The sequence below is a fragment of the Mycoplasmopsis equigenitalium genome (genome assembly GCF_024498255.1).
Classification (GTDB): domain Bacteria; phylum Bacillota_I; class Bacilli_A; order Mycoplasmatales; family Metamycoplasmataceae; genus Mycoplasma_H; species Mycoplasma_H equigenitalium.
The window spans coordinates 653,037-677,805 of record NZ_CP101808.1 but is presented as its reverse complement, the minus strand read 5'-3'; the positions used below and the strand labels follow the sequence as shown (position 1 = coordinate 677,805).

The 24,769-nt window shown below is 30.9% G+C and carries 22 protein-coding genes; 11 read left to right on the top strand and 11 right to left on the bottom strand.

Annotation, left to right across the window (positions count from 1 at the left end):
• Window positions 1-64: 64 nt before the first annotated feature.
• Together NPA09_RS03055 and NPA09_RS03050 are read left to right on the top strand one after the other, a co-directional pair.
• On the top strand, window positions 65-1,324 hold the full coding sequence (locus tag NPA09_RS03055) for a trigger factor (RefSeq protein WP_129722964.1): 1,260 nt from the start codon (window positions 65-67) through the stop codon (window positions 1,322-1,324).
• Between the two features lie 70 nt (window positions 1,325-1,394).
• Complete coding sequence (locus tag NPA09_RS03050; RefSeq protein ID WP_129722966.1) at window positions 1,395-2,024, top strand: LemA family protein; 630 nt, start codon at window positions 1,395-1,397, stop codon at window positions 2,022-2,024.
• Between the two features lie 52 nt (window positions 2,025-2,076).
• Here NPA09_RS03050 and dnaK read toward each other — a convergent pair whose 3' ends face one another.
• The 4 genes from dnaK to topA form a co-directional block, all read right to left on the bottom strand.
• Window positions 2,077-3,885 carry a molecular chaperone DnaK gene (dnaK, locus tag NPA09_RS03045; RefSeq protein ID WP_129722968.1) on the bottom strand — a complete coding sequence of 603 codons (1,809 nt, stop codon included), beginning with the start codon at window positions 3,883-3,885 and terminating at the stop codon, window positions 2,077-2,079.
• 146 nt (window positions 3,886-4,031) lie between these two features.
• Window positions 4,032-7,148 carry a nucleotide exchange factor GrpE gene (gene grpE / locus NPA09_RS03040; protein ID WP_129722970.1) on the bottom strand — a complete coding sequence of 1,039 codons (3,117 nt, stop codon included), beginning with the start codon at window positions 7,146-7,148 and terminating at the stop codon, window positions 4,032-4,034.
• Window positions 7,148-8,167 carry a heat-inducible transcriptional repressor HrcA gene (hrcA, locus tag NPA09_RS03035; RefSeq protein WP_129722972.1) on the bottom strand — a complete coding sequence of 340 codons (1,020 nt, stop codon included), beginning with the start codon at window positions 8,165-8,167 and terminating at the stop codon, window positions 7,148-7,150. The genes grpE and hrcA overlap by 1 nt, the downstream gene beginning before the upstream one ends.
• A gap of 81 nt (window positions 8,168-8,248) precedes the next feature.
• Window positions 8,249-10,108: a type I DNA topoisomerase gene (gene topA, locus NPA09_RS03030; protein WP_129722974.1), complete on the bottom strand. Its 1,860-nt coding sequence runs from the start codon at window positions 10,106-10,108 to the stop codon at window positions 8,249-8,251.
• Between the two features lie 261 nt (window positions 10,109-10,369).
• Here topA and rpsF point away from each other — a divergent pair, with 261 nt between their 5' ends.
• From rpsF to NPA09_RS02995, 7 genes are all read left to right on the top strand, one after another.
• A complete protein-coding gene (rpsF, locus tag NPA09_RS03025) occupies window positions 10,370-10,837 on the top strand; it encodes a 30S ribosomal protein S6 (RefSeq protein ID WP_129722976.1) in 468 nt (155 codons plus the stop codon).
• Window positions 10,838-10,858: 21 nt separating this feature from the next.
• Window positions 10,859-11,341 carry a single-stranded DNA-binding protein gene (locus NPA09_RS03020; RefSeq protein ID WP_129722978.1) on the top strand — a complete coding sequence of 161 codons (483 nt, stop codon included), beginning with the start codon at window positions 10,859-10,861 and terminating at the stop codon, window positions 11,339-11,341.
• A 7-nt stretch (window positions 11,342-11,348) separates the two neighbouring features.
• On the top strand, window positions 11,349-11,600 hold the full coding sequence (rpsR, locus tag NPA09_RS03015; protein ID WP_129722980.1) for a 30S ribosomal protein S18: 252 nt from the start codon (window positions 11,349-11,351) through the stop codon (window positions 11,598-11,600).
• A gap of 71 nt (window positions 11,601-11,671) precedes the next feature.
• Window positions 11,672-13,645 (top strand): GGDEF domain-containing protein, encoded by a 1,974-nt coding sequence (locus NPA09_RS03010; RefSeq protein ID WP_165036278.1) that lies wholly within the window; start codon window positions 11,672-11,674, stop codon window positions 13,643-13,645.
• Window positions 13,646-13,653: 8 nt separating this feature from the next.
• Window positions 13,654-14,121, top strand: a complete 468-nt coding sequence (gene rplI, locus NPA09_RS03005; protein WP_129722984.1) for a 50S ribosomal protein L9 — start codon at window positions 13,654-13,656, stop codon at window positions 14,119-14,121.
• A complete protein-coding gene (gene dnaB / locus NPA09_RS03000; protein WP_129722986.1) occupies window positions 14,102-15,772 on the top strand; it encodes a replicative DNA helicase in 1,671 nt (556 codons plus the stop codon). Before rplI ends, dnaB begins: the two co-directional genes overlap by 20 nt.
• A 46-nt stretch (window positions 15,773-15,818) precedes the next feature.
• Window positions 15,819-17,048 (top strand): hemolysin family protein, encoded by a 1,230-nt coding sequence (locus NPA09_RS02995; RefSeq protein WP_129722988.1) that lies wholly within the window; start codon window positions 15,819-15,821, stop codon window positions 17,046-17,048.
• Window positions 17,049-17,073: 25 nt separating this feature from the next.
• On the opposite strand, the gene era is transcribed toward NPA09_RS02995, so the two are convergent.
• From era to NPA09_RS02970, 5 genes are read right to left on the bottom strand one after another with little or no spacing between them, the layout of a single operon-like run.
• Window positions 17,074-17,952, bottom strand: coding sequence for a GTPase Era (gene era / locus NPA09_RS02990; RefSeq protein ID WP_129722990.1), 879 nt, complete (start codon window positions 17,950-17,952; stop codon window positions 17,074-17,076).
• Window positions 17,952-18,353, bottom strand: a complete 402-nt coding sequence (locus NPA09_RS02985) for a cytidine deaminase (RefSeq protein ID WP_129722992.1) — start codon at window positions 18,351-18,353, stop codon at window positions 17,952-17,954. The genes era and NPA09_RS02985 overlap by 1 nt, the downstream gene beginning before the upstream one ends.
• A gap of 1 nt (window position 18,354) precedes the next feature.
• Window positions 18,355-18,819, bottom strand: coding sequence for an rRNA maturation RNase YbeY (ybeY, locus tag NPA09_RS02980; protein WP_129722994.1), 465 nt, complete (start codon window positions 18,817-18,819; stop codon window positions 18,355-18,357).
• Window positions 18,820-18,855: 36 nt separating this feature from the next.
• Entirely contained in the window at window positions 18,856-19,236 is a 381-nt protein-coding gene (locus NPA09_RS02975; protein ID WP_129722996.1) for an MAG1140 family protein, read from the bottom strand.
• On the bottom strand, window positions 19,214-21,250 hold the full coding sequence (locus NPA09_RS02970; RefSeq protein ID WP_129722998.1) for an Mbov_0121 family peptidase domain-containing ABC transporter: 2,037 nt from the start codon (window positions 21,248-21,250) through the stop codon (window positions 19,214-19,216). The genes NPA09_RS02975 and NPA09_RS02970 overlap by 23 nt, the downstream gene beginning before the upstream one ends.
• A 76-nt stretch (window positions 21,251-21,326) precedes the next feature.
• Between NPA09_RS02970 and NPA09_RS02965 the strand changes: the two genes are divergently transcribed.
• Window positions 21,327-21,761, top strand: coding sequence for an RpiB/LacA/LacB family sugar-phosphate isomerase (locus tag NPA09_RS02965; RefSeq protein ID WP_129723000.1), 435 nt, complete (start codon window positions 21,327-21,329; stop codon window positions 21,759-21,761).
• 2 nt (window positions 21,762-21,763) lie between these two features.
• Window positions 21,764-22,588: a deoxyribonuclease IV gene (locus tag NPA09_RS02960; RefSeq protein ID WP_129723002.1), complete on the top strand. Its 825-nt coding sequence runs from the start codon at window positions 21,764-21,766 to the stop codon at window positions 22,586-22,588.
• A gap of 121 nt (window positions 22,589-22,709) precedes the next feature.
• On the opposite strand, the gene gpmI is transcribed toward NPA09_RS02960, so the two are convergent.
• Together gpmI and NPA09_RS02950 are read right to left on the bottom strand one after the other, a co-directional pair.
• Window positions 22,710-24,215: a 2,3-bisphosphoglycerate-independent phosphoglycerate mutase gene (gene gpmI / locus NPA09_RS02955; RefSeq protein WP_129723004.1), complete on the bottom strand. Its 1,506-nt coding sequence runs from the start codon at window positions 24,213-24,215 to the stop codon at window positions 22,710-22,712.
• An 85-nt stretch (window positions 24,216-24,300) separates the two neighbouring features.
• Window positions 24,301-24,651, bottom strand: coding sequence for a YigZ family protein (locus NPA09_RS02950; protein ID WP_129723006.1), 351 nt, complete (start codon window positions 24,649-24,651; stop codon window positions 24,301-24,303).
• Window positions 24,652-24,769 lie beyond the last annotated feature (118 nt).

The following is a 24,769-nucleotide window of genomic DNA, read 5'->3' as shown; positions in this document are numbered from 1 at the left end:
CTAATTAATTATATTCAAATAAACATTATATTCTTTATAATAGTAAATGTAATTAAGGAGTTATATGATTGTACCAGGCACAGAACTTATTTGGTCAAGCAAAATTGAAGGTGATGAGTTGAAAGATATTCTTACAACTCTTAAAGGTAAATATGGCGACACTTGAAATACTACTAACAAAAATGGTTCGCGTTGATTTTTATATGAAACTTATGCTAACGATTTAGCCAAAAAAGTTCGTGAAGAAAAGAAAAAAGAGAACAAGCTAGTTCGTTTTATTGATTCAAGTTTTGAGTATAAATTTATTAATGATTATATTGATTTATCGATTCAGTATAGCGAGTATGCTTTATCGGATAAATCAGTGATTGTGCGATTAAAAGATAATAGTATTGAGCTGCCAGTTGTTAATCAAAAACATATTGATGAAATAATTGAAAATATGGAATATGAGCAAGCTAAATTTACGCCAGTTAAGGCTAAAATAACCCAAAAACACGCTATTTTGGCAGATATCACTGTGTTTAATAACGGACAAGAAATTAAAGAATTATCAGTACAAAACAAACAATTAATTGTTGCAAGAATTGATGATGAATTTGGAATGTTAAGCAACATTTTAGGCATGAAAAAAGGCGAAACAAAAGACTTTGTCTTTACTCCACAAAATGAGAAATTCAAAGAAATTTCACTCAATTGTAAAGTAAGTATTTATGAAGTTTATGACATTAAAAAACCAGCATTAGATGATAAGTACGTTAAAACCTTAAAGATAAAAGATGTTAATACCATTGCTGAATTTAAAGCATTTTTACACTTGCAACAAAAATTAGAAGTAATGGAAAAATTTATGACTAATTATTTAAAGAAAATATCGCCTGAAATTATTAATATTTCTAAGATCGATATTCCTGCCAGCTTTATTAACTGTTTTTATATCGCAAATTCACTAAAAGAGCAAGTACGAATTAATAAAGAATTTGGTGGTCTTAAAAACTATTTAAGTATTTCTAAAATTACCGAAGAGCAGCTCAATGAAGGTATTTGAAGATATAGTACGCTAGAAGCGATGTACGAAATTCTAAAATTTGAAATTCATAGCAAATATGTGTACAAGCGCGACGAAAAGCTTTTCAAGGAGTTTGAAGAAACAGTTGTTAAAGCACATAACAAAGTAGATTTCGACATTCGCGATGATTTTAATTACAAACAAAAAATGGGAAATTCATATCAAATTCTTGAAACATTTTTAGCAATTGTTTCGCTTTCTAATCAAGTATTTTATAAAGAACATTTTAAAGACAAAAAATTCCCATTTATTTAATAAAACTAAGAGAAAAAATAATATTAATTTAAAAATTGATAAAATTATTTTGAACTATAAAGGAGAAACCATGGCTAATTTATACAACAAAAACCCAGAAGAAAAAGCAAACAAAATTGTTGTTGATACTGAAAGCAAACCAGCACAATCAAGCGCTGTTGGAAAAATCTTTTGATACATTCTATTCATTTTGATTATTCCATTAATTATTCACATTAAAAATCGTAACGATTTAATGCGTAAACAAACAAAAATTAACGAATTAAGTGGTCAAATTGATACGCAACTTGTTCGTAGAAGAGATGTTCTAGTTAAACTATTTGAAACAACTAAAGGATACGCAAAACACGAAAAAGAAACATTAGCAGAAGTTACAAAAATGCGTAATATGCAAGTAGTTAATAATCGTGAGGAAGCTACTGAATTAGCAAACAGTGTGTTTGGTCGTTTATTCGCTGTTAGTGAAAACTTCCCAGACCTTAAAGCTGACAGACACTTTGCCGGTTTAATGGACGAAATCACCAACAGTGAAAACCAAATTGCTGCAACAAGAAGATTTTACAACTCAGAAGTAAACAGCTACAACCAAATGTTATTTACATGACCAACAAACGTTGCTGCTAGTGCAATGAGCCTAAGTTCAATTTCAGTATTTGCTGCTTCACCAGAACAAAAAGCAGATATTAACATTAAATTTTAATTAACTAAAAAAAACTAACCACGTGGTTAGTTTTTATTTATTAAATTAGGAATTAATCAATAATTTCAGCATCTACTGCTTCAGCAGTATCGTCTTTGTCAACAATTGGTGATTCTTCGTTAGCAGCAGCTTCTTTTAAGCTTTTAATCATTTCTTCTAACGAGCTAATTTTGTCTTTTAATTTTTTAATATCTTTTTTATTAATTAATTTTTTAAGTTCATTAATTTGTTCTTCAGTTGCTTTTTTCTCTTTATCACTAACTTTATCTTTGTTTTCTTCTAGTGCTTTCTCAAATTCATTTACAAGCGATTCGGCTTTGTTAATTACTTCAACTTCTTCTTTACGTTTAGCGTCAGCTTCTTTGTTCTTTTCAGCTTCTTTAATCATTTTTTCGATTTCGTCTTCTGAAAGTTTTGAAGCGTTTTTAATAGTAATTTTCTTTTCTTTGTTGGTTTTCTTATCTTTAGCGGTTACAGTAGTAATACCGTTAGCATCAATTGCGAATGATACTTCGATTTGTGGAACACCACGTGGTGCTAATTCAATACCTTCAAGATTAAATTCGCCAAGTAATTTATTATCTTGTGCCATTTGTCTTTCACCTTGGAAAACACGAATGGTTACAGCATTTTGATTGTCGGTTGAAGTTGAGAAAATTTGTGATTTAGAAATAGGAATGGTGGTGTTTCTTGCGATTAATGGAGTTAAAATTCCACCTTGTGTTTCAATTCCAAGTGTTAATGGGGTAACATCAAGTAATAACACGTCATCAATATCACCAGCAAGTACAGCACCTTGAATTGCTGCACCAATCGATACAACTTCATCAGGGTTAATTGTTCTGTTAGGTTCTTTACCTAAAGCAGTTTTAATCATTGCTTGAACAGCAGGCATTCTTGTTGATCCACCAACAAGTAGAATGTGGTCAATATCTTTTTTGCTTAATTTTGCTTCTTTTAAAGCATCTTGAATAGGTTTTTTAGTTCTTTCAAGTAAGTCATGTGTCATTTTTTCAAATTCAGCTCTTTTAAGTTCTAATTCAACGTTGAGAGGACCATTTTTAGTGATTGCTAAGAAAGGAAGTGAAATTGAAGCAACAAGTTGGTTTGATAAGTCAATTTTGGCTTTTTCAGCTGTTTCTTTAAGACGAGCCATTGCCATTTTATCGCCTGAAACATCAAATCCATCGTGTTTGTCTTTAATTTCTTTAATCATTCAATCAACGATTTTGTTATCTCAGTCATCCCCACCAAGTTTGTTGTCTCCTGATGTTGATAATACTTCAAAGGTTCCGTCTTCAAGTTCAAGACATGAAACGTCAAATGTTCCACCTCCTAAGTCGAATACAAGCACTTTTGAACTTTTGTGTTTTGCACTTTTCTTATTATCAAGACCGAAAGCAAGAGCGGCAGCAGTAGGTTCGTTGATAATTCTTAATACTTCTAGACCAGCGATTTTACCAGCAATTTTGGTTGCTTCACGTTGTGCATTGTCAAAGTAAGCAGGAACAGTAATAACTGCTTTGGTAATTTTTTGCCCTGTTTTCTTTTCGGCGTATTCTTTCATATATGAAAGGATCATTGCCGAAATTTCTTCTGGTTTGTATGTTTTACCGTTTGCTTTAACAGTTTTACCACTACCCATTAATCTTTTAATTGAGGCAATGGTGTTAGGGTTTGTTTCAAGTTGTCTTTTAGCAACTTCACCAACAATAATTTCATCGTTTTTAAAAGCAACTACTGAAGGGGTTGTTCTTTTACCGTTTGGGTTTTCAAGAACTTTAGGGTTTTTATTTTCGACGATAGAAGCAACTGAGTTAGTTGTCCCAAGGTCAATTCCAAGTACTAATTCTTTAGCCATGTTTTTTCTCCTTTTTAATTTTTTTTGATTAATTCAAGATTATTATAACATATTTTAGCAGTCCCGTATATTAATTGCTAATTTTCTTTTAAAAGGTTCAATAATAAAAAAATAAAAGCGCATATGATGTGTGCGCTTTATTTTTTTTATCCTTTTTTAGATATAGCAACTTTAACAGGAATAATAACACGATCGTGTAATCTATAACCAGGACTAATAACTTTAGTAATAAGGTTATCTTTTTTGCCAGGTTCAGTTTCTACAACAATTGATGTTTCGGGGTCGAATTCGCTACCGATTTCAATTTTGATTTCGTTAACGCCTCCGTGTCTAAAACCATCAATCATTTGATTTTTAACCATGTCAAATCCTTTAGCAAAACTTTTTACGATATTGTTTTCGTGTTCAAGTCCCGCTTTAAGTGCAAGGTTGAAGTTAATGAATAAAGGTAGCATTTTTTCAAAGAATGATTGGTTACCAAACTTTTTAACATTTGCTAATTCAGTAGCAAGTAGCTCATCTTGGGTTTGGCGAATTTTCTTGAATTCTTCCGAATTCTTTTCTGACAATTCTTTGGCTTTTTCAACAATTTGTCGATCCTTTTCGCTTAGTTGTTTGTTAAGTGTATCAATTTGTAATTTAAGGTCATTAATAAGTGAATCGGTTTTCTCGTCGGGAGCAGCGTTTTTTGCTTTTGTTTCCGCTTCATTTAATTTTACTTGTAGGTCGGAAATTAATTTTTCATTAGCATTCAAACTAGCTTTAAATGCTTTGTTTTGGGTTTCGAATGCGTCATTTGCTGAGAAAAGTTCTTCGTTTTGTTCTTGTAAATCACTAATTAATACATTGTCTTCATTAACTTTGTTTTGTAAAGAAGAAAGTTGAACCTTAAGCTCTTTATTTTCGTTGTCGTAATTGTCAATTTTTGAGTATGAATCGTTGAGTTTTTCTTGAAATTTAGCGATTTCCGTTCTTTCAAATTCAACTTGTTTTTTGTAATTTTCACGTTCCATTTCAACTTGTTTCGAATTGGTAATTAACTTTTGATTTGACTCGAACAATTCAGTATTTTGTTGTTTGAATTGACGAATTTTATCTAACGAAATATTAAGTTCGTCTTTAATTTTGTTACTTTCTTCTTTTAAGTTTAGTTCAATTCTTAATAACTCTTCGTTGTGAGTTTTAAGTTTGTTAATTATAGAAATATGATCGAATAGTTTCGCTTTTAAGTCATCGATTTCACGTTTCATATTTGTGTTTTCAAAACTTAATTTATCATTCTTTTCATTTAATGATTCGATTTGTTTTTCTAAATCATTTTCAATGTATTTAATTAGTTTCTCACGTTCTAATTCAAGTTTTTGGATGTTGGCAATTAGTTCTTTTGCTTCTTGTTTTAATGTGTTGTGTTGAAAGGCTTCTTGTTCAAATTGGACTTGGGAAATTCGTAATGCCTCATCTAATTTTGCTTGAGTTTGTAAAAGGTCACTAATTTTTTGGTTCAAAATATTTGCTTGGTTTGTAAGTTCGTTGTGGGACGAGATTTTTAGATTTTCAAATTGTAGATTTAAATCTTTGTTAATTTTTTCTAAACTTGTTTTATCAACGACTAAGTCGTTTATTTCATCACCAAGTGCTTCAATTCGCAGTTCTGCTTCTTCGAGTAAACGACTATTTTCTGCTGCTTCAGTTTCGTAATTTCTAATACTTTGATTAAGACGCGCCACTTCTTGGCTGTGTTTTTGTTTTACTTGTTCTAATTCACGGTTTGCGCTATCGCGTATTTCTTGACTTTTATTAATAAGTACTTCGTGTTTGTTTTTTAAAATGTTAAGTTGGTTTTGTAAATTATTGTTTATTGTTTTCAAATTTGAATTTTCATTTTCTGCTTGATCAAATTTTCGTTTGATAAGTTCTTGATTTCTTTTTAAGTTTTGGGTTTCAATTAGTGATGTTTTAAGTTGATTTTTTAACATCTGTGTGTTTGAATCGCCACTAAATTGTTTTTCAATATTAAGTGTCGTTTTATGCGATTCTTTTAATGCGTTATTTTCCGAGATAGAAAGACTTAACTCGTCTTCAACTTTTCGTAAGTCTTTATTAAGGGCTATATTTTCTTCTTTGATATGTTCTAGTTCTTTTTCGGTGGCAACACTTCTTGTTTTGGTAGAGTTTAGTTCTTGGGTAAGAGATTTCAACTGATTGGTCAATTCTTCGTTACGGCTTTCTGACTCATCAAGTTTTTGTTTGCTTTCAATTTCTTTAACATTGAATGCAACGCGTTCAACACTTAATGCACCAGCGGTTTTCTTTTCTTTTAAATATTTTTCCTCGTTAACTTGTGCTAAATTTTTGAATTTTTTAGCATCTTGTTCGAGTTTTAGGACTGATTTTTCCAGGTTGTTTTTATTTTCTTTTAAAGTGGTGATTTCTTTGTCTGTTTTTTTGGTTAACTCTCTAATTGTCTTTTCGTATTCTTGTTTTTCGTTTTCGGCACGAACTTCAATAGTGTGTTTTTCTTTTTCTAACGCAGCGACTTTTGCATCGATTTTATTTATCTTAGCGGTACGCTCATTATCAAGTTCTTTAGTAACTTTTTGATTAGTTTTTTCTAAAGTTTGAATATCTTTTTTAAGAGCTGTGATTTCTTTTTTGCTATTATCGCTAAGAGTTTTAATTTCTTTATCGTAGTTTTTTGTTAGTTCTTTATTTTTATTTGTTAATTCAAAGTTGCGTTGCTCTAAGTCGGCAATTTTCTTCGTGGTTTTTTCAACTAAATCTTTCCGCTCATTCATTCATTGCGAATCAAGACTTTGATTTTTTTTGAGTAAATCAACGTTTTCTTTCCGTAATGAATCTATTTCTTTTTTATGTTGTGTTTTAATGTCTTTTGTTTGTTTTTCAAATTCTTTTTTAGTTTCTTTATCTTTTTTAATTAATTCGCTATTTTCGCCTTTAAATTTAGAAAGTAAAAGATTAACATTTTCAATGTTTTCTGTTGATCTTTGTAGATCTTTTTGTAATTTTTGTTCACTGTTTTGTGACTTACGTAGGCTAGTTTTTAATTCGTTAATTTCTTGGTTTTTAGTCTTAATTATTTCTTTTAATTCTTTTTCTAATGTATCGTCTTTTTTAACAATTTGAACTTTTGCTTTTACTGGTCCAGTAATTGAACTAGGAGATTTTTTAAGTTCTGCCTCTTGCTTAAGTGTTGTTTCTTTTGTAATGTCTTTTTCTGGTGTAGCAATCGTTTTTTTAATCATTATTTTTCTCCTTTATTTTTATTTTCTGATTCAAGAATTGAACCAATAGTATTGAGGGTAGTTTTTGCCGCGTTGTAATCAATACGTTTTGATCCCACAACACTAATTTCTTTAATTTGTGAATCGTTTTCTAGTCTTCTAGAGATTAGAGTGCTGTCCCCACGAATTTCAATTTTAATATTCTTATCGTCTTCAGTTTTATTTTCTATTGTTTTTCAAATCGAGTTATTTTCGATTGTTTCAATTAAATTATTAAGGTCTTCTCTGGAAATGTCTCTTGATAAAATGATGTTACTCTTGTTATAAACTGTGTTGATATTTCTTTGAGCAAATTGGAAAACATTTTCAACAAAATTTTTAAGTAGTGTTTCGTAGTTTTTTACAATTTTGCTAAAGATTGGCGCTAATTGTTTTGATCTTTCCGCTAACTCAATAAGTGGTGTATCAACAAGTCTTTCTTTAAATAATCTAATAGCAATTTTGACATCATCAATGTTTTGGTTGCTAGTAATATCGATTAATTTTGACCACACATTACCAAATGAGCTAACAATAATTATTGTTCCTTGTCGTTCAGAGATAGGAATCAATTGAATCGATTTTAGCAATTCCGAAGAGTTATCTTTTGAAGTAACAATTGTTAAGTGATATGCTTCACTAATTTTTTTAAGCGCTTCATCAAGTGTTTGATCAATTGATAATCTTCGCTTGGCAAAAATGTCTTCAATTTTGCTTTGGACATTAGTATCGTTATCTTCACTTAGATATCTACCATAGTATTCGAACCCTTTTACGGTTGGGATTCTTCCGCTTGAAATATGTTCCTTAACAAGAAAATCCATACTTTCGAGTTTTGCCATTGCGTTTCGAATTGTCGCACTTGAAACATCTAGATTATATTGTTCAAGCAAGTTACCACTGGAAACTGGTTCACCCGTTGATATGTACATTTCAACAATTAGTTTTAAATAAGACTGTATTTTTTCATCTAATATGTTTTTTTCAATTTTGTCTGACATAGTTGTATTATATCATATTTAGCACTCGGCTGCTAAACTGCTACATTTGTAAAACAAACAAAAAAACGCAGACATCTGCGTTTATTCGATAGTTTTAAATTTTCGCTTGTAGAATTTTCCGTTACCTACAGATTTTGTATATTTGCAAGCAGGAAAGTTATTGCAACCAATAAATTTTTTCCCAAAACGGCTTTTTCTTTCGATTAGTTCTCCACCATCTTCGGGACATTTTTCATCTAAAATTTTAGGTATTAAAAAAGTTGGTTGAATTGTTTTTGTCGCATTTTCTAAAGCATCATTAAATTCATCGTTAAAGTCATCCATTACGACTTGAACTGGTTTGTTTTCGAGAGCGATTCTATCTAACTCTTCTTCAACATAAGCGGTATATGTTTCATTAATCATTTTTGGGAAATGCTTAATTAATTGTTCTAAAACAGTAATACCAAATTCGGTTGGAACAAGTGATGAACCCTCTTTGATTGCGTACTCACGATCTTTAACAATTTTAATTGTTGAGGCGAATGTACTTGGCCGACCAACTTTGATTTCATCAAGCATACTAATTAAAGATCCTTCAGTATAACGAGCAGGAGGTTTGGTCTCGTGTTTAGAATCAACATATTTTTTAACTTCAACAAAATCGTTGAGTTTATACTGAAATTCTTTGCTTTTTGTTTCTTTTTCTTCTTCAATTACTAAGTAACCGTCGAAAACAATTTTTGATGAATTGTTTCTGAATAAGTGACCATTATTTTCATAAGTGTAGCTAGTAATTTCGCGTTTTGAAGGCTTCATTAATGATTGCATTGTTGTTTTGTATATGAAGTTGTAAACATTGTAGTCTTGTGTCGAAAGATTGTATTTTTCTTTTGCTAATTGCGGTGTTAAATTTAAATTAGTTGGACGTATTGCTTCGTGAGCGTCTTGGTCACCAGCTTTTGCCCCTTTAATTTCATCTAGAAGGTAGTCTTCACCATATTTTTTAGTGATGTAATTACGAGCACTTTGGATAAATGTCGCGCTGTATCTTGTCGAGTCTGTTCTAGGGTACGAAATTAAACCACCATCATCATTGTATCCTTCATAAAGACGTTGTGCTGATGATTGTACCACCCCTGATGAGTAAGACATTTTCTTGTAAAGGGTCGCTTGTTTAAGTGGTACGATACGATCATCTGATTTTACTTTCGTTTCGGTATTAATAACTTTTAATGGACCATGTAAATCATTAAGGATTTTTTCTAAATCATTACCCATAATTCAGTCTTTACTTTCTTGTTTTGAATTTGGGTCAAAGTATTTAGCACTGTTGCCATCTTTAAAGTTGGCAACAATATTAAAGTAAACAACTGGAATAAACGCTTTGATTTCATTTTCACGATCAACGATTAATTTAAGAGCAATTGATTGTACGCGACCCGCACTTGGGTTAACGGTGCTATTTTTAATATTACGCCGCATTAGTGTGGATAATTTAAATCCTAAAATACGATCAAGCATTCTTCTTGTTTTTTGAGCATTAACAAGTTGTTCATCAATTTTGCCCGGGTTTTTATAAGCCTCGATGATTGCTTGCTCGGTAATTTCATTGAAGACAATTCTAACGTACTTATCCTCAATTTTTAAATATTCGACAAGATTATCAGCAATTGCTTCACCTTCACGGTCGTGGTCGGTCGCGATTACAACAGTGTTTGCTTGTTTCGCTTTTGCTCTTAAATTAGCAACAACCTTGCGTTTAGCAGGGTCGATTTTATATAAAGGAACTCAATTTTCTAAATCAATTCCCAATCGATCTTTACCCGTAGTTGGCAAAATAGCGATATGACCAACAGTTGCTTCAACTTCGCAGTTAACGCCATGATTTTTAAGATATTTTTCAATTGCTTTAATTTTGTTCGGTGACTCGACAATCACAAGAGTTTTATTATTTTCCATGCATTAAATATATTACGAAATTAGCAAAATAAGCAAAAAATTTTTATGGTTTTTCAGAGGCAAAAAATTTTAATAATATATTATTAAATCCGCCCTTCTTACACACTATTAAAATTGTTTCATATTGTGTAACTAAAACTAAACTTTAAAAAATTAAGTAAATAATATATTTTATATATATAATAATGAAGAATATATTTTGATATTGTTAAGTTGAAGTATATTCCTTGGCAAGTATGCCCAGAGACCAAAAGGAGACAAATGGCTAAATATGAAATTTTATTAATGCTTGACCCAAAACAAGATCAAATGGTTGTGTCATCGTTAATTAAAGAAGTATTTGCAAAGCCTGCTGAAAAAGTTGAAAAATTACCAATTACTGAATTGGCATATGAAATCAACAAATCAACAACTGCGCAATACATTCTAGTTCATGTTAGTGCATCTGGTGATGAAGTTAAAGAATTTCGTCGTAAAGCAAATATCTTAAAAACTATTTGAAGATATCTTGTAATCAATCTTGACAATGAAAAAGGTTTGACCAAAAAACCTAAGTCAAAATATGAAAAATGAGCTGAAGCTCGCGAACAAGAAAGACGTGATGCTTTTGAAGCTAAAATGGCACAAAGACGTGCTGAAAGAAACGAAAAATTAGAACGCATACAAAAAGCTGTTCAAAAAACAGTTGATAAAAAAGTTGAAGAAACTAAACAAGCACAAGAAAAATAATTGAATTAAGAAGGAGTCATAATGAATAAAGTATTTTTAATTGGTCGTCTCACAGATGATCCTCGCTTTAATCAACTTAGCGATAAAATGTCGGTAGCAAGAGTAACAATAGCGGTGGAAAGAGAAAAATCAACTACACCTCAAACTGATTACTTACCACTTGTGTGCTGAAATAACACAGCAACCTTTATTACTAAATATGTTCCAAAAGGAACACTTGTAGCGATTGATGGTTGAATTACAACCGGCAGTTATACTAAAGGGAATAACCAAACTGTGTACACAACCGATATTACTGTTGATAATATCAAAATTCTTGAACCTCGTTCAGTTATTGAAGCTCGTCTTCAAAAAGTAGGAAGAGAATATACGCAATCATTTAAATCGACTAATGTTGATCCTAACCCAAGCTTTAAAAAAGATTATGACTATAATGAACTAACCGCAGATTCATTAAGTGATGAATTTGACAATATTCAATTAGACACAGATGATTTGAATTAAGGAATAAATGGCTTTTCAAAAAAGAACTAGTGCTAAAAATGCGCCCCGTAATCGTTTCTCACCATTAAAAGTTTCACAAACATATATTGATTATAAAGATGTTGACTTACTCAAGAAATTAGTTAACAGCCACGGTAAAATTTTACCTGCAAAATTAACTGGTGTTCCTACCAAAAAACAAAGATTAGTAGCAACAGCAATTAAGAGAGCTCGTTTTATGGCTTTATTACCATTCACTGAAGAACGTATTAAAAGATAAAATTAACTCACCGCTAAATGGTGAGTTTTTTTATTATATTTATATTAGTAGAATATATAATTAAATTAATTATGAAGAAATGATTATTATGAACACTTACGGCTTCGATTTCAGTACTTTTAGTTACCTTAATGGCAACAGCAGTGGCTGTTGGCCTTGAAGCCTATAAGGTAGAATCAATTACAAGTTCAGTACTTGTGTTTTTATGAATCTTTTTGATTACGGATGTTGTTTTTGTTTTAGTTGGTTTTATCTTTTTAATCAAAAAGTATAATCGTGACTATTACAAAAATAATGCGCTTAATCATTATATTGACCACGAGCTTTCAGATGCAGGGTTAGGAATCATTATTTTTGATTATAAAAAACGAATTATTTATGAATCAGATTTTATTCGGAATGTTTTACGAAAAACAAGTATGGGTAAAAAAATTAACGAGCTTTTTGATTTTCTAGATTTTTCAAAAACGGCTAATACATATTACAAAGAAATCAATAATTACTCGCTTGATATTATGTTGATTCCGCGTAAAAATATGATTATCATTAAAGATATTTCAAAGGAATCAAATCTTGTTAAGTTTTATTACGACCAAAGAATTGTTATTGGTGAAGTAGAAATCGACAACTTCCAATACTACCGTTCATTACTTAATGAAGAGCAAATCTTCTTTATGAAAGCGTCGGCAACAAAATTTTTAGAAACGATGTCAAAGGAATTCAACTTTCTTTATCGTCAATATGCGGATGGTAAATATATTATTATTACTTACGAAGATTCGCTCAATAAAATGATTGAGAACCAATTTAAATTTCTTGAAGAATTGCAATACAACGTTGATAAAAATCTTAAAAATATTCAACTGACATTATCAATTGGTATCGCGTCATTATTCCATAATTTATCAGAGTTATTAGAAATGGCAAACCATGCCTTACAACTTACTCAAAACCGGGGAGGTAATCAAGTAACGGTTGTAAAAAACAATCAACCAAATCTTTACTTTGGTTCTCAAACTGAAATCGTTGTTGATACTTCGCGGACAAAAGTTAAATTAATTTCAACCCGTTTAAAAGAAACGCTTGAGAAAAAAAGTGTGAGTGATGTGTTTATTTATGGTCATAAGATTTCTGACCTTGATGCGCTAGGTAGTGCGTTTGGTCTTTGATACATTGCGACTAATATTTTTAATAAAAAGGCTTACATTATTGGTAAAACATATGACAAGACTTCTGAAAATATGTTGAAGGCAATGCAAGGTGAAGCGCTACTTGATAACCTTATTTCACCAAATAAAGCACACGAAATGATGGATCGAAATTCAGTAATTTTAATGACCGATGTTAATGATCCATTACGTACTGAAAATGATGATTTCTTTAAAAAAGTTAATTTTGAAAACATTTTTGTAATTGATCACCACCGTGTAAGTACTACATTAAATTATCTTAATTCACTTAACGCTTTCATCGATCCATATGCATCAAGTGCATCAGAAATTGTGACTGATATGTATCGTTTCCTTGTTCAAGAAAAAGATATGGATGTTAAAATTGCACAGTTGTTGCTCAATGGAATTTATACCGACACTAATAAGTTTAGAAAAGCAACGTCTTCAAAAACTTTTGACGCTTCGTCGTATTTAGAAAAGAATGGAGCGCAAACAATTATTTCTAGCGAGTATATGAAACATACTGAAGAAAACGAAGTTATTATTCGCAAAATTATGGATAATCTTGAAGAAGTTAGACCAGGTTATTTCTTAGCGTATTTAGACCAAGTGATGCCATCAGATACAATTAGTATTGCTGCTGATGAAATTCTTAAAGTGTTTGGCCGTAAGGCATCATTTGTTGTTGGTAAAATCGATGACAAACAATACAAATTATCAATTCGTAGCGTTGATAAAAATATTCAAATTATTGCTGAAGCATTAGGTGGTGGAGGACACTTCAATTCGGCCGCTGTAACAACAAATGAAGATTTAGAAGTATTCTTAAATAATATTCGTCAAGCAATAGCGAGCGATAAGGAAATTAAGTAAGGAGAGCAATGAAAGTAATATTAATTAAAGATTGTAAAGACGGCAAAGCAAACCAAGTAATTGAGGTAAGCAATGGATATGCAACTAATTTTTTGATTAAAAACAAGTTCGCAGTTGCCTATAATCCAACAACTGAAAAAATCTTAAAACACAAGTTACAAGACCTTAATGAAAATGAAACAAAAAATCGTGAAAACGCAACAGAATTAAAGAAAAACATTGAAGAAAAGGCAAAATTTGTTTATGAATTAGAGACTAATATTGATGCTAACGGGAACTTAAATGTTCACGGTAGCGTTAGTTCAAAACATCTTTTACAAGACTTGCAAAATTTAGGTTTTGAAATCAAAAAAGCACAGATTGAAATACATAACATTAAAACATTGGGATTGCATGATATTAAAATTAATTTATATAAGGATATTTTTGCAAAGATAACAATCGAGGTAAAATCACATGGTAGACAATCAAAATAACAATAACGATCAAGCAGATAATAACATCGATATCGATGCTCATTTTTTAGGCGAAGAACCAAAGATGGATAAGCCTAAAAACGATGATACTAATTCATCATCAAAATATCAATCTCGCCCCTCAGAAGAAAGTTTATTGGGGATTATTTTAAATAACCCAGACTCGATTACAAACGTTGCTAGTTACCTTCGCCCTAAAGATTTCTACTACGAAGATTTAAGACTCTTATATAGCATTATTATTAATCTTTCGCAACAATCAGATATTAAATCGATTTCTGCAATCGAAATTATTGATGAAGCGCAAAAACAAAATGTTACCGATTTAATTAACTACGATTTACTTAATAAGCTTTCGTCATTTGCTGGATACTCAACCCAAACCGACAACCTTGTTCGTAGACTTAGCAACCTTTCTGAAATTAGAGAAATTGAAAATTCACTTTCATATATTGTTGACTTACTTAAAAAGGATGAAACTGCTCTTGATAAAGATACACTTCTAAGTGAAATCGAAAAAAGAGTTCTTGAAATTACAAGAAGTGGCGCGACTGGTGATTTTCGTCGTTTAGCAGAACTTAACGAAGAATTTTGAGCAGACTTTCAAGTTCGTAAAAATAATGATACAGATGAACTAACTGGGGTACCAAGTAATTTCCGTGCGCTTGATACAATGACAAATGGTTTTCAAAAAGGTGATCTTATTATTATTGGGGCCCGTCCTTCGATGGGTAAAACCGCCTTTGCATTAAATTTAACATTGAATGCATTAAGCACTAACAGCCGAAATGCTAAAGCGCGTGAAAAAGCGGCAGGTGATGACGAGCTTTTTGATGAAACACAAATCGAAGAATTGATCAAAACACCAATTTCTACAAGTGATAAAAATATCAAAACTCGAGTAGCGCTTTTCTCACTCGAGATGCCTTCGCGTCAACTTATTGAAAGATTTTATGCAATCAAATCACAAGTGCCGATCGAAGTTTTAAAATTACCAAACTTAATTGAAAAAAGCGTTAAACGGAACGGGCAACAAGATATGGCTAGTCTCGAACTTGCTAAAGAGTATCTTTCAAAACTTAATTTATTTATTGATGACTCATCAACCAACACAATTACAGACTTGGCTTGAAAACTAAGACGTCTTAATAAATTACAAAGACTTGATCTTGTTGTTATTGACTATTTACAACTTTTAACGGTAGACAAAGCACAAAGTGTAGGTAATCGTCAAAATGAAATTAATATAATTTCACGGACACTTAAACAGTTAGCAAGAGAACTTGATGTTCCAATTATTGCGCTTAGCCAGTTGTCGCGTGAACTTGAAAAAAGAGAAAACAAAACACCTATTCTTAGTGACCTTCGTGAATCTGGAGGGATTGAACAAGATGCCGACATCGTTATTTTCCTTCACTCAGATGCCTACTACTCTTCAAGAAAAAAACGTGGTGACAGAGGTGAAGAGGCGGATGAAGAACAAACCTACAATCCAAACAAAATTGACAAAATGGATGTTATCATTGCAAAACACCGGAATGGACCTACAGGTAAAATTTCATTAAGTTTTATGCGTAGTACAAACACTTTCCAAGGTTATAGTGCAGGAACTGGTGCTAATATAACCTCTGATGATAATGATGAATTTTAATTAAGTAATTTTATATAATTACAATATAACATAAAGAAAGAAAGAAATGCGACCGACCGAGATAATTATTTATTCTATTGTTTTATTTATTTTAATCGTTTTATCAGCGATTTTTAGTGGGGCTGAAATGGCCTATAGTTCAATGAACCCAGGACAACTACAAGCCAAAATTAAGGCGAATGTTGCGGGCTCAAGATTAATTAAGAAACATATTAATAAATTTAATATGCTTTTATCAACAATTTTGATTGGTAATAATATTGTAAATATTGCTGCTTCAACTTTAATTTCGTTGATTTTATCCAGAACCATTGCTAATGATGGGATGAACGCTGTAATTTCAACAGCAATCTTAACTCCTATTATTGTGATTTTTGGAGAAATTACTCCGAAAATTGTTGCCAAAGCACACCCATTTGGCTACTTAAAAATTGTTTGTTTCTTCATTGAAGTTTGATTCTGAGTCTTTTGACCTTTTACATTTTTACTATCAAAAATTTCACGTAAGGCTTTAGTTACAAATACAGAAAATGAGCTTAAACATACCCTCGATATTGCTGCTAAAGAAGGTGTGCTTGATAAAGACGAAGCAATTATTGCAAACAACGCACTTGATTTAGATAGCCAAAAAGTTTCTAAACATTATGTTAAGTTGCAAGACATTGATTACTTACCATACGATGCAACCATTAAACAAGCCAAAGAATTAATGAAAGAAACATATTTTTCAAGAGTTCCAATTTTGAAAGATGAACAATTTGTGGGTATTATTCACTTAAAAGATATTTTCGATGCAAAACAAACCGATAATGTAATGCAATACATTAAAACTGTGCCTTTAATTTCAAGTAATAGTACGCTTTCAAGTGCGTTAGATAAAATGAGACAAGATAAGTCACAAATGGGATTCGTGGTTAAAAATAATTCAAGTACAGAAACTCTTGGTCTTATTACTATTGAAGATATTCTTGAAGAACTTGTTGGAGAAATCTATGACGAGTTTGACGAAGAAGAAGATATAACCGAATTATCGATTGATCGTTTCCAAATCAAACCAAGTACGCCAATTCGCGAAGTTGCTAAATCAATTGAGTTAGAAATTGAATTAGCGGAAGATGAAAGTGAGAATATTAGTTTTATTGATTGACTAAAAGCTCGGGTAGATGAACAACGAATTACACGAGCAACAAGATATACTTACAAAGATATATTTACGGTTAAAGTTGTTGGTGTTGCAAAAAATAAAGAATACATTTTCGAATTAATTTTAATTTAAAAAAACATCACAAATCGTGATGTTTTTAATATCCTCATTTTTTGAGTTGCGCCTCATTATTAGGTCAGTTTTTATTAACTTTAACATTAAGAAATAACTTGATTTTTTGGTTTAGTAAATCTTGTAAATACATTCGCGCTGAGTAGCCAATTTTCTTGAGCATCGTTGCATTCTTACCGATGATAATACCTTTTTGCGATTCGCGTTTACAGTAAATTACTGCTTCGATTTCTCATGGCGATGATTTGTCTTCATATTCGATAAAGTTAGTAATTTCGACACATACTGAATGTGGTAATTCATTATATAAATTTTCATTTATAAATTTTCTGATTGCTTCAGCAACAATAAATCTAGTTGGTTGATTAGTAATTTGATCAGTGTCATAAAAAGGTGCCGATTCATAAGTGTATTTTTTTAAGTTTTCAATGATTTTTGTTGAATTATCTTGATTTTTTGAATTATATGGTCAAATTTCTTCAAAACCTAATTCTTGCAATTGTTTAACTTTTTTCGTGTATTCTTCAGGGGTTGTATCAATGTCGGTTTTGGAAATAATTGCTACTTTGTTTTTAACCTTTTTAATTTTGTCAATAATAAATTCATCACCACGACTTATCGATTCATTTATAGGTGTTAAAAACAATACTACATCAATATCTTCAAGACTACTAAAGGCTTGTTTATTTAACGATTCTCCTAGTTTGTTTAGTGGCTTGTGAATTCCCGGTGTATCACAAAAAACAATTTGATAGTCATCTTCGTTGTAGATACCTTGTATTTGGTTTCTTGTGGTTTGCGCGACTGGTGTGGTGATGGCGGCTTCGAAACCAATAATATTGTTTAGTAGAGTGGATTTACCGACGTTTGGACGACCGATAATTGATACAAAACATACTTTCATTAGTCAAATAATTCTGTACTTACTACGAATGGCATATTTTCTCTAATTGTTGTTACTCGCGTTTGTTTGCCATCAAACGAGTAGCTATAGATTTTCGCCTCGTTGTCTAAGAATTCGTTCATAACTTGTAAGCATCCGCCACACGAGTTAATGACTGTGTCATTCTTAGAGCTGATTAAGTGCATCTCCTTGATATTGTATGGTTTTAAACCATTAGTTACTCCACTAAAAATTGCGTTGCGTTCTGCACACAAACCGCTTGGGTATGCAGCGCACTCAACATTAACGCCGTAATGTTTTTTACCATTTTTTTCAATAATGATTGTTGCTACATTAAAGTGTGAAAATGGTGCATACGATTTTTTTAAAAGTTCTTTTACTTCCTTGTAGTTTTCGCTCATATTAAGCCCTTTCAATTCCCGCTCGAGACATAATTGTTTCTGCAATTGCATTCATTTCTTTTGCTTCATCTTCTTCGATATGGTCATATCCGTAAAGATGAAGTAGTGAATGAAGATATAAGTAGCAAAATTCGCGTCTTAAAGAGTGATTGTATTCAATTGCTTGTTTTTGCACCTGGTCGTAGTTAAGGTAAACTTCGCCAAGTGGTAAAATATCAAGATTTTTGTACAAATCTAAAGCATCTAATCCAAATGATAAAACATCAGTGGTTTTATCAACTTGGCGATATGCTTTATTTAAGCGATGAATTTCTTCAGGTGTTTCGATGATTACATCAACAACAATTTTGTTTTTTAGGTTGAAATATTCACGAAAAAGTGTTGTTATTGTCTGTAAATCAGTTTCGAAAACCTCACTCGCATCTACGTTATTAGAAACATTTATCTCGATTTCTTCATTTTTCATTATTAAATTATAAGTTAAATAATTGAAAACGCGCGATTAAGTCGCAATCAGTATATCGAGTATTTTTTGTTGTTTTAAAATAAAAAATGCTCTTTTGTCTAAAAAATTATTTTTAATAATGTTGTCAATCTTAATATCAAAAATGATTTTGAATTGTTCTTCTTCATAAATAATTTCTTTAATTTTTAGTTCACTCATATATCCATTATTTTTAATAAATAACTTGTTGGTTAAGTGAATATGCTCGCGTTGTTCCTTTGTAATGTAGGTAAATAATTCTTGGTCCTGTGCTTGTAATTTGACTTCTAAAGTTTTTTGAACCTTAAAATTAAGTACAAAGTAAAGGATGATGGCGCAGCCAATAATAATAAGCAAGAAAAGTAAAACTAGGTATTTAGTTTTTTGTGTTTGTGACAATGTTAAGCACCTCCCCCTCGGAAATAATTTTGTTATTTTGATGACTTATTTCAACAAAAAATGCTTCATTTTGGTAACTTTTAATTGCTTTATATAAATCATTTTTGCTTTTTGTGTTTATATTTTCAAACGCTTCATCTAATAAGATTAAATGATATTTTTTAGCAAATAATTTTAAAAGCTTTATTACACTTTTTTGTCCGGTGGATAAATTCTCTCCATTGGTTTTGATAAAGTTGTTGATATCAATTTTGAAATCATTAAGAATTAAATATAAATCATATTTTTGAATATTACTTAGTAATTCATTTTTTGCTTCTTCATCAAATTGTGTTACGTAGTTAATGATTTGACATGAAGGCAGAATTTCGTTATTAAGATTGATGTATGTTTGAGCTCGATATTGCTGTTTGTTAAATTGGTTGAGTTGAATTCCATTAATTTCTAAACTTCCTTTATATTCAGCATTGTTGGCAAGAACGTTTAGAAGCGTAGTTTTGCCGCTTCCGTTTTTACCAGAGATGCTAAAAGAATTATTTGTATTAAACTTTTTGATTTCAAAAATTGGTTTATCTGTTTCGTATTCAAAACTCAAATTTTTTAGCGCAACGCTTTTTATTTGAGTTAAATTCATTCCCTTTTCATTGAGTTTTTCATCCTCAAAATTAAGGATGTAATTTACTAAATCAACATTGACTTTATACTGGTTAATTCCAGTCATAAAATTAGCGAAATATGAACTAGAATCGCTTAGATAATTAAACATACTAATGAACATAATCATCGAACCAACACTCATTGTGTTATTTTGAATTTTGCCTATCGCAAAATAAACAATAAGAAGTGGCGCCAACATTCCGATAATCAAATTAATAATTTCGTGTTTTTCTTGTAAAAACAGTAAGGTATTTTGTTTATTAATTACATCTTTTTGTGAACACTTTCAATCGTTTTTCAAGAATAAATTGTTGATTTTTATTGAATTTATGTTAAAAATAAAATCTATATTTTTGTTGTTGTTTTCTAATAATGATTCAAGTAAAATATTGTATTTTTTGAGTTTGATATCTTTAAAAATATATGAAATGATAAACATGCTAAATGCTGACACAATTGCAATAATACTTAAATAAAAACTTAAATATAACATTACTGATACCGAAAATAAAAAGACAATAATTTGGTAGATTAAGGTGAATAAATAACGAGCCTGAAATGAAGATATTTCTGCTATTAATCCATACCGCCTTAAATAGTCATATTTTGTTAGTTTGTTGATATATTTTGTTCTAGCGTTAACTAATTTGTTAGTAAGGTCTTTTCAAATTGAAAAATAAATTTTCTGATCTAATTTAATCAGTAAAATGTTGTACATAAATTTATTGAACAAGTGAAAAATAATTAGACCAGCAAATAATATTAAGCATCATTTTAGTAAGTTATTGTTTTGATTAGTAATAAAAAAATCAATAATTATCTTCATCATTCCATTTAGAACAATGTTAACAATTAACACCATTAGTAATGAAAACACATAAAGCGGAAAAATTTTTGTATGTTCAAAAATACTGCTCATTTTGGCATCGATTAGTTTTGTTTTCTTAGGTCTTTTAATTTTGTCTACAAAAATTACAACTCTTAAAAATTGATTTTTGAATTCGCCTTGTTTTATTTTATATTTGCCTTTTAATGGATCCGCGATATAAAAATAATTTTTATCTTTCTTATAAACTATTACGTAATGAAAGTCGCTTTTTGCGCGGATGATTGTAATAATTGGTTTGCGTATCTCGAGTTCGGCAAATGATTCAAAATCTCCCTCCATAGATTTTAGTGAGATGCCGTATTTTTTAGCTAAATTTGTTAAAGAGTATAAATTTATTCCGTTTTTGCCATACTCAACTTGAATTTTTAGTTCGTTCAAATTGAGCCAGTGATGAAATAATTTTTTATAAAGTGCTTGTAGCACCACAAGACCACAGTCTTGTAAATCGTTTTGCTTTTTTATTTCCATACTAATAAATAGTGTTTTATAATATAAAAATCAATTAAAAAAAATTATTTTATGAAAAAAGGAGTAAAAGTACAAGATGAAAGTAGTAATTTCAAATGATCATGGCGCTAGCGAGCTTAAAACTAAGTTAGTTAAATATTTTAAAAAGAATAATTGTGAAGTCATAGATTTAGGTGCTGAGCCAGGTGTAACTGCATCATACGCAGAGCAAGGACATAAATTAGCGAACTATGTCTTAGAACACAAACCAGATTTAGCAATTGGAATGTGCGGAACAGGTTTAGGAATTAGTTATGCTTTAAATCGTCATAAAAATATTCGTGCTGCTCGCGTAACTTCCGTAGAAGATGCAAATTTAGCAAAACTTCACAATAATGCTAATGTGTTGGTTTTTGGTGGTCGTCAAACTGGTGTTCGTAAAGCGATTAAAATGATTGAAGAATTTATGAAAACTAGTTATGAAGGTGGACGTCACCAACAACGAATCGATGATATTGAAAATGTGGAATAATAATGATTAAATTAGGTTCTCATATTCCTTTTAAATCACCTGATTATTTATATGGTTCAGGGCTTGAGAGTAAAAAAAACAACGCTAATACAATGATGATTTATTTAGGTCCTCCTCAAAGCACGATTCGTGTTCCTGTTGAAAAGTATAAGTTGGATGAATATTTAACTGCGTTTGGCAAGATGATTGATGTTAAGGATATTGTGGTTCATGCCCCTTATATCGTTAATCCTTCTAATCCTGAGAAAACAGTTTTTGCTCGTGATTTTTTGATTAAGGAAATTAATCGAATGAATTATATTGGTTGCAAGTATTTGGTACTACACCCAGGTGCTTTTACTAGTTTTGAAGTTAAGGTTTGTCTAGATACGTTAGTAACAAATCTTAATTATATTTTTTCAAAAACTAAAGATGTGCATATTTTGCTTGAGACAATGTCTGGTAAAGGTACTGAAGTAGGTAGAAATTATGATGAATTATTATATGTAATCAACAAAGTAAATAATGAACGTTTAGGTATTTGTCTTGATACTTGTCATGTATGGGATGCGGGTTATAATATCAAAAATCTTGATCGTTTTATAGATGAGTTAAAGACAAAGGGAATACTAGAATATATAAAAGTTGTGCACCTTAATGATTCTAAAAATGACATAAATTCACACAAAGATCGACACGCAAACATAGGACAAGGTTTTATTGGAACAGATATTTTAAAAGAATTAGTTCATCACCCCGAGTTTGATAATATTCCAATCATTTTAGAAACACCATGAACTGAAACTGGTCCAATTTACGAGCAAGAAATCAAACTTTTATTAAGTTAAAAAAAGCAGGTTTTATACTTGCTTTTTTAGTTACGAAAATGCTGACAAAATCAACATTTTTTCTTTATTTTTTGTTGAAAAAACTAATTTATTGTTTAATAAAAAAGCCACTATATGTGACTTATTTTTTAACAATTAATGAATCTTTTGTCATTTCTTTTGGTTTAGGAATGCCAATGTAATCTAGAACAGTTGGCGCAATGTTTGCAAGCGAACCATCTTTTAATTTAAGTGATTTATCATTGCTAATTAACATAACTGGGCTTGATGTATGTTTGGTTGCTGGTTTACCATCAGCGTCTTCTGTTATTTCGGCGTTACCGTGGTCTGCGGTAATAAAGACAGCAACATTGTTTTGTTCAGCTCAATCTCAAATTCTTTTAATTTGAGTATCAAGGAAACTAACTGCTTCAATTGTTGATTTGAGGTTTCCGGTGTGACCAACCATATCTGGGTTAGCGAAGTTCATAATTGTTACATCATATTTAAGAGCATTCGTTAACAACTCATCAGTGATTTCTTTTGCTGACATATGTGGCGCATCAGCGTATGATTCAACTTTAAGTGATGGTACCATAATCCGGTGCGAATTTTTAAGTTCAATGTCATTTCCACCATCCATAAAGTAAGTTACGTGTGCATATTTTTGAGTTTCAGCAAGACGAAGTTGTGATTTACCCGCTTTTTCAAGTACACGACCAATTGGCATATTGATTATCATTTCATTAAAGGCGATTTCACAATCAATTCCTTCGTATTTCATCATTGAAATAAAATCTTTTACTTTTACTTTTGTACTTGGAACGTAGTCGTATAATTTGCTACCAATTAACATATGCGAAAGTTGGCGCGCACGGTCTGGTCTAAAGTTAAAGAAGATAATACTATCATTGTCTTTTACAAAGTTCTTGCATTTTGAATTCATTGCTGGAACAATGAACTCATCAAAGATTCCGTCTTTGTATTGTGCTTCAAGATATTTGAAGATATCGTCGAATGTTTTTTCACCTTTACCAAGAATTGCTTTGTAAGCAACCTCGTTACGGTCAAACATTTTGTCACGATCCATAGAATAGAAACGACCACCGATTGTAGCGATTTCATATCCATATTTTTTACAAATAGCATCAAGTTTTTCTAAAGATGGCTTAATTGATTTAGGTGCAACATCACGGCCATCTCCAAAAACGTGGACACTAACTTTTTTAACGCCATTTTCGTGAGCGGCGTCTAATAATTCGAATAAGTGATTTTCGAGTGAGTGAACTCCACCTGGACTAAGCAATCCCATTAGGTGAAGAGTGGTGTTTTTATCTTTGACATTTTTAAAAACTTTTAAAAAGCTTTTGTTATTTTTAAATTTACCACTACGCACTGCCTCATTAATAAGCGAAAGCCCTGTGTAAACAACTTGTCCAGCACCAATGGTTAAGTGTCCTACTTCACTATTTCCCATTTGGTCCGCTGGTAAGCCAACATATTCCCCACTTGCTTGGATAACAGAATTAGGATATTCTTTGAATAAGCGATCAAAGGTTGGGGTTTTTGCAAGCTTAAAACCATTACCTTGCGATTCTTTACGAAGTCCTAATCCATCAATTACGATTAAGATTGTTGATTTTTTCATTTTTCTCCTTGTATAAAAATAATTATAATTACACAAATTATATATATTTTTAATGCGTCCAATATTTACTGGAAACATTACAATATTAAATTAAAGGTTTGGCACAGGTTAAGTATGTTCGTAAAAGGCGACTAGTACCTAATTTGCTGCCACCAAAATATCTAACTACCACAATTAAGGTGTTAGTTAGTTTTTTCATCAGCATTAAATTTAATATTGGTTTAGCAGCAGTTCCGTTAGGTTCTTTATTTTCGTCATAGCCAGCATTTTGAGAGTTGCTTTCACCAACAACATAAGCGTAAACAATGTGTCGCGCTTTTTTGTGTTCGTTTCATAAATTATTAATAATAGGCTTGATATCTTCCTTGTTTTTGATATCGTAGCGATAAGCAATAAAACGTGATTTTAGAATTGTTAATTCGTTTGTTTTAACCATAGTTTAATTATATATTAGCATTAGAAAGAGAAATATCAAGGTTTTAAAATTGAAACAAAATAATAAGCTAATTGTTAACACATCAAAACCTATTTTTCTTAGAACCGATTCGCGAAAT